The following is a 7,282-nucleotide window of genomic DNA, read 5'->3' as shown; positions in this document are numbered from 1 at the left end:
GAGCTACAAGCCTTTACCTTCAAAATCCATTTCATATGCGACATCTATTAGTCAATCTGTGTGGACACACCATATACTTATCATTTTTATTTTAAGGAGGTGATCCAACCGCAGGTTCCCCTACGGTTACCTTGTTACGACTTCACCCCAGTCATGAATCACAAAGTGGTAAATACCCTCCTTTTGACAGGTTAAGTAACCTACTTCTTTTGCAATTCACTCCCATGGTGTGACGGGCGGTGTGTACAAGGCCCGGGAACGTATTCACCGTGACATTCTGATCCACGATTACTAGCGATTCCGACTTCATAGAGTCGAGTTGCAGACTCCAATCCGGACTACGACGCACTTTATAAGATTTGCTAATTCTTGCGAAGTTGCATCTTTTTGTATACGCCATTGTAGCACGTGTGTAGCCCTACTCGTAAGGGCCATGATGACTTGACGTCATCCTCACCTTCCTCCGGTTTATCGCCGGCAGTTTCCTTTGAGTTCCCGACCGAATCGTTGGCAACAAAGGATAAGGGTTGCGCTCGTTGCGGGACTTAACCCAACATTTCACAACACGAGCTGACGACAGCCATGCAGCACCTGTCTCAGAGTTCCCGAAGGCACCAAAGTATCTCTACTAAGTTCTCTGGATGTCAAGAGTAGGTAAGGTTCTTCGCGTTGCATCGAATTAAACCACATGCTCCACCGCTTGTGCGGGCCCCCGTCAATTCATTTGAGTTTTAACCTTGCGGTCGTACTTCCCAGGCGGTCGATTTAACGCGTTAGCTACGAAAGCCACAGCTCAAGGCTACAACCTTCAAATCGACATCGTTTACGGCGTGGACTACCAGGGTATCTAATCCTGTTTGCTCCCCACGCTTTCGTGCTTGAGCGTCAGTTTTCGTCCAAGGGGTCGCCTTCGCTACTGGTATTCCTCCAGATCTCTACGCATTTCACCGCTACACCTGGAATTCTTCCCCTCCCTACGAAACTCTAGCCTATCAGTTTCAAATGCAGTTCCCAGGTTGAGCCAGGGTATTTCACATCTGACTTAATAAGCCGCCTACGCACGCTTTACGCCCAGTAATTCCGATTAACGCTCGCACCCTCCGTATTACCGCGGCTGCTGGCACGGAGTTAGCCGGTGCTTCTTCTTTGGGTAACGTCAATCAATAGTGTTATTAGCACTTTTGCCTTCTTCCCCACTGAAAGTGCTTTACAACCCGAAGGCCTTCTTCACACACGCGGTATGGCTGCATCAGGGTTCCCCCCATTGTGCAATATTCCCCACTGCTGCCTCCCGTAGGAGTCTGGACCGTGTCTCAGTTCCAGTGTGGCTGGCCGTCCTCTCAGACCAGCTAGAGATCGTTGCCTAGGTGAGCCGTTACCTCACCTACTAGCTAATCTCATCTGGGTTCATCCAATGGCATGAGGCCGAAAAGGTCCCCCACTTTGGTCGATTTTAACGACATTATGCGGTATTAGCTATCGTTTCCAATAGTTGTCCCCCTCCATTAGGCAGATCCCCAGACATTACTCACCCGTCCGCCACTCGCCGGCAAAGAAGCGAACTTCTTCCCGTTGCCGTTCGACTTGCATGTGTTAGGCCTACCGCTAGCGTTCAATCTGAGCCATGATCAAACTCTTCAATTTTAAAACCTGTTCTTCAAAGAAGCGAATTCTTACTATTCTTTCATACTGAAAGATGAAAATACTTTCGCTTTGTTCTTTAAAGATTTTAGTATTTTTAAAAATATGATATTGTTCTATGGGTGTCCACACAGATCTATAACTAAGTTGTTAAAGAGCAAGATTTAGTTTCTTCCAAGGAAGGTAATGCTTTCTTACCGTGTTGTCAAGTGTTTATTTTTACATGTATCATTATGATCAATGAGAGTTAGTTAAAATAAATAAATTTTTTATTTAAAGCGCTCATATTTAAAATCTACTAGAATTTTAAAAAAATTAAGCAAGAAAATTTTCTTGTAAGAAGAAGATATTTTGATTTTTTTTAACTAAATTGAATGTCACGTATTTTTGTATTGTTTCCTTGTTAAAAGGAATGTTGGCTTTTATTAATTTTGTACAAATCTATATTTATCTATGTCTAACCAAGACGATTTACTGAGTATATAAATATAATGATGATATCTTTACAGCTTTAGTTTTTTGTTAGGATTAGCGCATATCATTCTTAACCTGCATTTTGATATAAAAAATACAACTACAATCTTTAATATCAAAAATCATGAATTTATCTTTTACAATAGATTTTGGAAGAGTCATTGCTATACTTTTGATTGTAAAAAGGTTCTTTGATATTTATGATGAATTTTAATTATCTATTGATTTCTCATGTAATTGAGTAATTAAAAAACTTTTAATTAATCTTAAATCTCATTAAGACTGTAAATCTGAATTGTTAAAGAATTAGACTATCCGGATAAAACTAACATTAAATATATAAATCTATTTATAGATAGATCTGGTTTTTAAGAAATTAACTTCTAAAATAATAAATTTTTATAAACCAAAAAAATTTTAGAATTTAATACGTTAAGAAAAACTTTTTAACTAAAATCAAACAATGGGGTTTAATTAATTAATTAAGCTATAATTACTATGCTACTTGTATTTTTAATTTTAAAAAAGCTCTTCTTTAAAAGAAATGAAATAAAATTTTTTGACATCGAATTACTATAATTTCAGTTATTATTTTTCAATAATCTATAAGTTGGATTAATTAAGGAACATCTTTAGTATCATCCAAATTTTTATTTCTGAAAATATATAAGAGAATTATACCATATTCTGAATCAGTTATTTATGGACGCATATATATGGTTGGTTCGAATTAATTATTATTATTTTCAATTACGAAATAAATACTATCAGTGTGTTACTTTTCTTTAATTTTAAAATTTTTATATCTGTAATGGCATTATTTTAATGAATATTCATATGTTTCTTTCAAAAAGGCTTAATCAAGCATTAATGATGGCAGGTGTAAGTTCTGTTTATAAAATACAAGTACATCAATCATCAAAAGTTCAGTTTGGAGATTACCAAGTTAATGGAATAATTGCAATTGCCAAACGAATTGGTATTCCGTCCTATCAGCTAGCAGAAAATATTGCAAAATTAATAAATTTAAAAGGTATTGCTAGAAAAATTGATATTGCAGAGCCTGGTTTTATTAATATTTTTCTTGAACCAAGTTGGTTAGAGAGCTGCCTCACTTTAGCTCTTTTTTCTCCAAGGTTAGATATTGCAAAAATGACTCCGAAAACTATTGTAATAGATTACTCTTCTCCAAATATTGCTAAGGAAATGCATGTCGGTCATATGCGTTCGACAATTATAGGCGATGCTACTGCACGAGTATTATCATTTTTGGGGCACAATGTTATTCGTGCTAACCATATTGGAGATTGGGGGATGCAATTTGGTATGTTAATTGCTTATTTGGAAAAAGCCAAAATTAACTACAATAATAACGATAAAAAGAGTAATGATATAGAAATACAATTATCAAATTTAGAAAGCTTTTATTGTGCTGCTAAACGTTATTACGATGAAAATCCAAATTTTGCCAAACGTGTTCGTGACTGTGTAGTAAAATTACAACAAGGAGATAAATACTGCCGACGCATATGGCAAAAGTTAGTGAATATTACTATATCGCAAAACCAAAAGATTTATGATCGGCTTAACGTGAAACTAACTAATAATGATATCATGGGAGAAAGTTTGTACAATAAAATGTTACCAAGCGTTGTAGCGGATTTAAAATCAAAAGGTTTAGCAATAGAAAGCGAGGGTGCAACGGTAGTATATCTGGATGAATTTAAAAGTAAAGAAGGAAAACCTAAAAAAATAATTATCCAAAAAAAAGATGGCGCTTATCTGTATACTACCATTGACATTGCTTGTGTAAAATACCGATGTGAAACATTAAAAGCGGATCGAATCATTTATTGTATTGATTCACGTCAACATCAGCACTTAATGCAGGTTTGGACTATTGCTCGAAAAGCTGGATACATCCATAAATCATTGTCGCTTGAACATCATTCATTAGGCATGATTCTAGGAAAAGATAAGAAACCTTTTAAAACACGTGATGGCGATACAACAAAATTAAATGAACTACTAAATGAGGCTTATGCTCGTGCATATCACTTAATAATTGCTAAGAATCCTTCTATGAAGAAGGACAAGTTAGAGAAACTAACCAGAGCAGTCAGTGTAGGGGCAGTAAAATACGCTGATTTGTCAAAAAATCGATCCACTGATTATGTATTTAACTGGGATAAGATGTTATGTTTTGAGGGAAACGCTTCACCATATTTGCAATATGCTTATGCTCGTATCATGTCGGTTATAAAACGAAACGGTCAGGATAAACAATTTATTACTGGTAATATTCGATTAAAATCAAAGCAAGAAACGCGGTTAGCTGTTTGTTTATTACAATTAGAAGAAGCCATCATAGATATGGCGAAAAATGGAACTCCGCATGTTCTTTGTACCTATCTTTATAACCTAACTGTTCTATTTTCATTATTTTATAAAAGTTGTCGTATTTTGGATGCAAGCAGCATGGAGTTACGTCAAAGTCGATTACAATTAGCTTTACTGACTGCGCGCACCATAAAACAAGGATTAGATCTACTAGGCATCGAAACAGTTGAACAAATGTAATTAACTATTTTGATTAAATAATGAAACTTTAACAAATGCTTTGTTTTTTTATGTTTTTAGATAAAATTACCAATTTTAAATCTCTGACAAAGGATACTAAGAAAGCTTATACTGGAAATAAAAATGATGTAATCGAAATCCAACCAATCGAAGCATGATCAAATAAACTATTCCTCCTGCTATAGTCAATGTCGTTAAGCGCGAAAGACGTAATAACATACTGCCTTGTTCCCAGTCAGGAAAAATGATTAGCGTTCCCGCGAGAAACAAAGCCATTACAGCAACAGATAGTAATAAACGAAAAAAAAAACTAAACCATCCAGGTTGTGGGAAAAAAAATTGTTGACGTCGCAATTGCCAGTACAAAAGTGCAGCATTAAGATATGCAGCTAGACTGATAGATAGCGATAGTCCAGCATGTTTTAACGGACCAACAAATATTAAATTCATTAGTTGAGTAGCAATGAGCGTAACAACCGCTATAATCGTTGGTGTTTTAATATTTTGACGAGAATAAAATCCAGATGCAAGAACTTTAATTAAAACTAAACCAACTAAACCTATCAAATAGGCGATTAAAGCTTGTTGCGTCATTAAAGCGTCGAAGGTAGAAAAATTTCCGTGTTGAAACAGTACTATCGTTAAAGGGTGTGCTAAGATTCCCAACCCTACAGCGCTAGGAAACGATAATATAAAACAAAGCCGTAACCCACAATCTAGTAAACGAGAATATTCTTCGTAATTACTGTAAGTGAAACTTCTTGATAGTAAAGGCAATAAAACTGTTCCCAAAGTTACTCCAAGCATTCCAGATGGAAGCTCCATTAAACGATCAGCATAGTACATCCAAGACACTGAACCAGAAGTCAGAAAGGAAGAAAAAGCTGTATTGATAAAGAGGGAAATTTGACTAACAGACGCCACGAAAATAACTGGTCCCATTTTTTGTAAAAAAAACCAAACATCAGCATCTCGAAACCCTATTTTAGGTAATACTAGCATATTAATTTTTTTTAAAAAGGGTAATTGATACCCTAATTGTAAGAGTCCACCAGCCCATACAGCCCATGCTAATGCCATAATAGGTGGATCGAATAATGTATTTATCACTAACAAAAAACTTATTATACTACAATTAAGAAAAATAGGTGAAAACGCTGGAACTAAGAAACAATTCCAAGTATTAAGAATAGCTCCAGCTAGCGAAGCTAAGGAAATAAATAAAATATAAGGAAATGTAACTCGTAATAGTGTCGTAGTAAGAAGAAGTTTATCAGGAATTTTAGAAAAACCAGGAGCAACAATCATAATAATCCAAGGAGCAAATAGTATGCCAGCACTTGTAATTAATGTTAGTATCAATGCAAGTAACCCAGCAGTATGAGCGACAAATGTACGTGTGCTTTTGCAGTTCTGCTGACTTTTTTTTTCTCCAACATAGGAACAAACATTTGCGAAAATACTCCTTCACCAAAAACTCGTCGAAGAAGATTAGGAATTTTAAAGGCAACAAAAAACGCATCAGTTGCCATATCTACACCAAAGATTCGTGCAATAGTAATATCTCTAACAAAACCTAAAATACGAGAAAGAAATGTTACGGAGCTAACTATAATTAAAGATTTTAGTAATTTCATATCATTTTTCTCTAGCGCTTCAGTTTCTTGCCTATCATTCAATATTTAAATTTCTTCAAAAATTAAAAATAAAAATGACGTCTTTTTTTAGAAAGTTAGTTCTTTTCCAAGTTTTTATAAATTAAAAATATAATATAAGGTATTCATATTGTATACTTATCCTATTGTAATGTTGGTAAGAGATCTTTTTGATTCTATGAATAGTTTTATTAAATTTAAATAAACATATTCTAGCAGTTTAGTTCCAAAAACATGAAAACCGTGCCTATTCTTATAAAGAATATATAAATTTATAGCTTAATATTTTTGTAAAATTGTTAAAGTATATTACGAGTATCTAATTCTAATATTAATAGTAAAAATCTAATCAAAGATAGCTTCAATTAGATTGGTTAATCAACAAAAATGAATAAGTTTGTTTAAAACTTATGATGTTAAGTATCATATTGTTCATTGCATAAATAAGTGTTGATAAAAACTGCGTGTTACTAAACATATGGTAAGTAGAAAAATTCTAATGAAAAAATTTTATTGATGCTTGTTTTTGATAAGTTAGCTATCATGGTTTTTATCATATTTACTGTAAAATTTACGTAAATCAGTATTTTGTTTTTCAATTAAACATTTTAAAAAAAATATTTTTTCTGTTAATAAATTTTCTGGAGAATTCCTCATGTTATAATTTTTAATCATAAATTTAGAATAAATAATTTTTTAACGCTCAATTTTCAAATTGCTAAAAAGTTTGCTTTGAACTAAATAAACAAGTTAAGTAAATTAACTTTCAAAATTATTAGGTTAAATGATATACTAAATTTTTCTTTCGTGTCTTATCTTAATTCAAATATTTTTGACTTTGTACTGATTTTCGTTGAGACAGTCTTCTACTGTAGCAGTAGCATAATAGTGAAATTATTAATTTCATACCATTCACAATCGTCCTCAAGCAT

The 7,282-nt window shown here is 33.7% G+C and carries 1 protein-coding gene, 1 rRNA gene and 1 pseudogene; 1 reads left to right on the top strand and 2 read right to left on the bottom strand.

Annotated elements, in window-relative coordinates; all coding sequences use genetic code 11:
- Nucleotides 1–92: 92 nt before the first annotated feature.
- Nucleotides 93–1,644 (bottom strand): 16S ribosomal RNA (locus tag JK145_RS02995).
- 1,296 nt (nt 1,645–2,940) lie between these two features.
- Between JK145_RS02995 and argS the strand changes: the two genes are divergently transcribed.
- Nucleotides 2,941–4,695 (top strand): arginine--tRNA ligase, encoded by a 1,755-nt coding sequence (gene argS, locus JK145_RS02990; RefSeq protein WP_220665388.1) that lies wholly within the window; start codon nt 2,941–2,943, stop codon nt 4,693–4,695.
- Nucleotides 4,696–4,791: 96 nt separating this feature from the next.
- Here the strand turns inward: argS and murJ are convergent.
- Nucleotides 4,792–6,332, bottom strand: a pseudogene (gene murJ, locus JK145_RS02985) (murein biosynthesis integral membrane protein MurJ).
- Nucleotides 6,333–7,282: the final 950 nt, after the last annotated feature.

This window comes from Sodalis sp. CWE (assembly GCF_019646055.1).
Classification (GTDB): Bacteria; Pseudomonadota; Gammaproteobacteria; order Enterobacterales; family Enterobacteriaceae; genus CWE.
The sequence above is the reverse complement of the archived record's forward strand: the minus strand, read 5'-3'. Positions and strand labels throughout refer to the sequence as shown.

Coding starts and splice junctions, on each gene's coding strand:
- argS (WP_220665388.1), top strand. CDS start 2,941: ATGAATATTCATATGTTTCTTTCAAAAAGGCTTAATCAAGCATTAATG.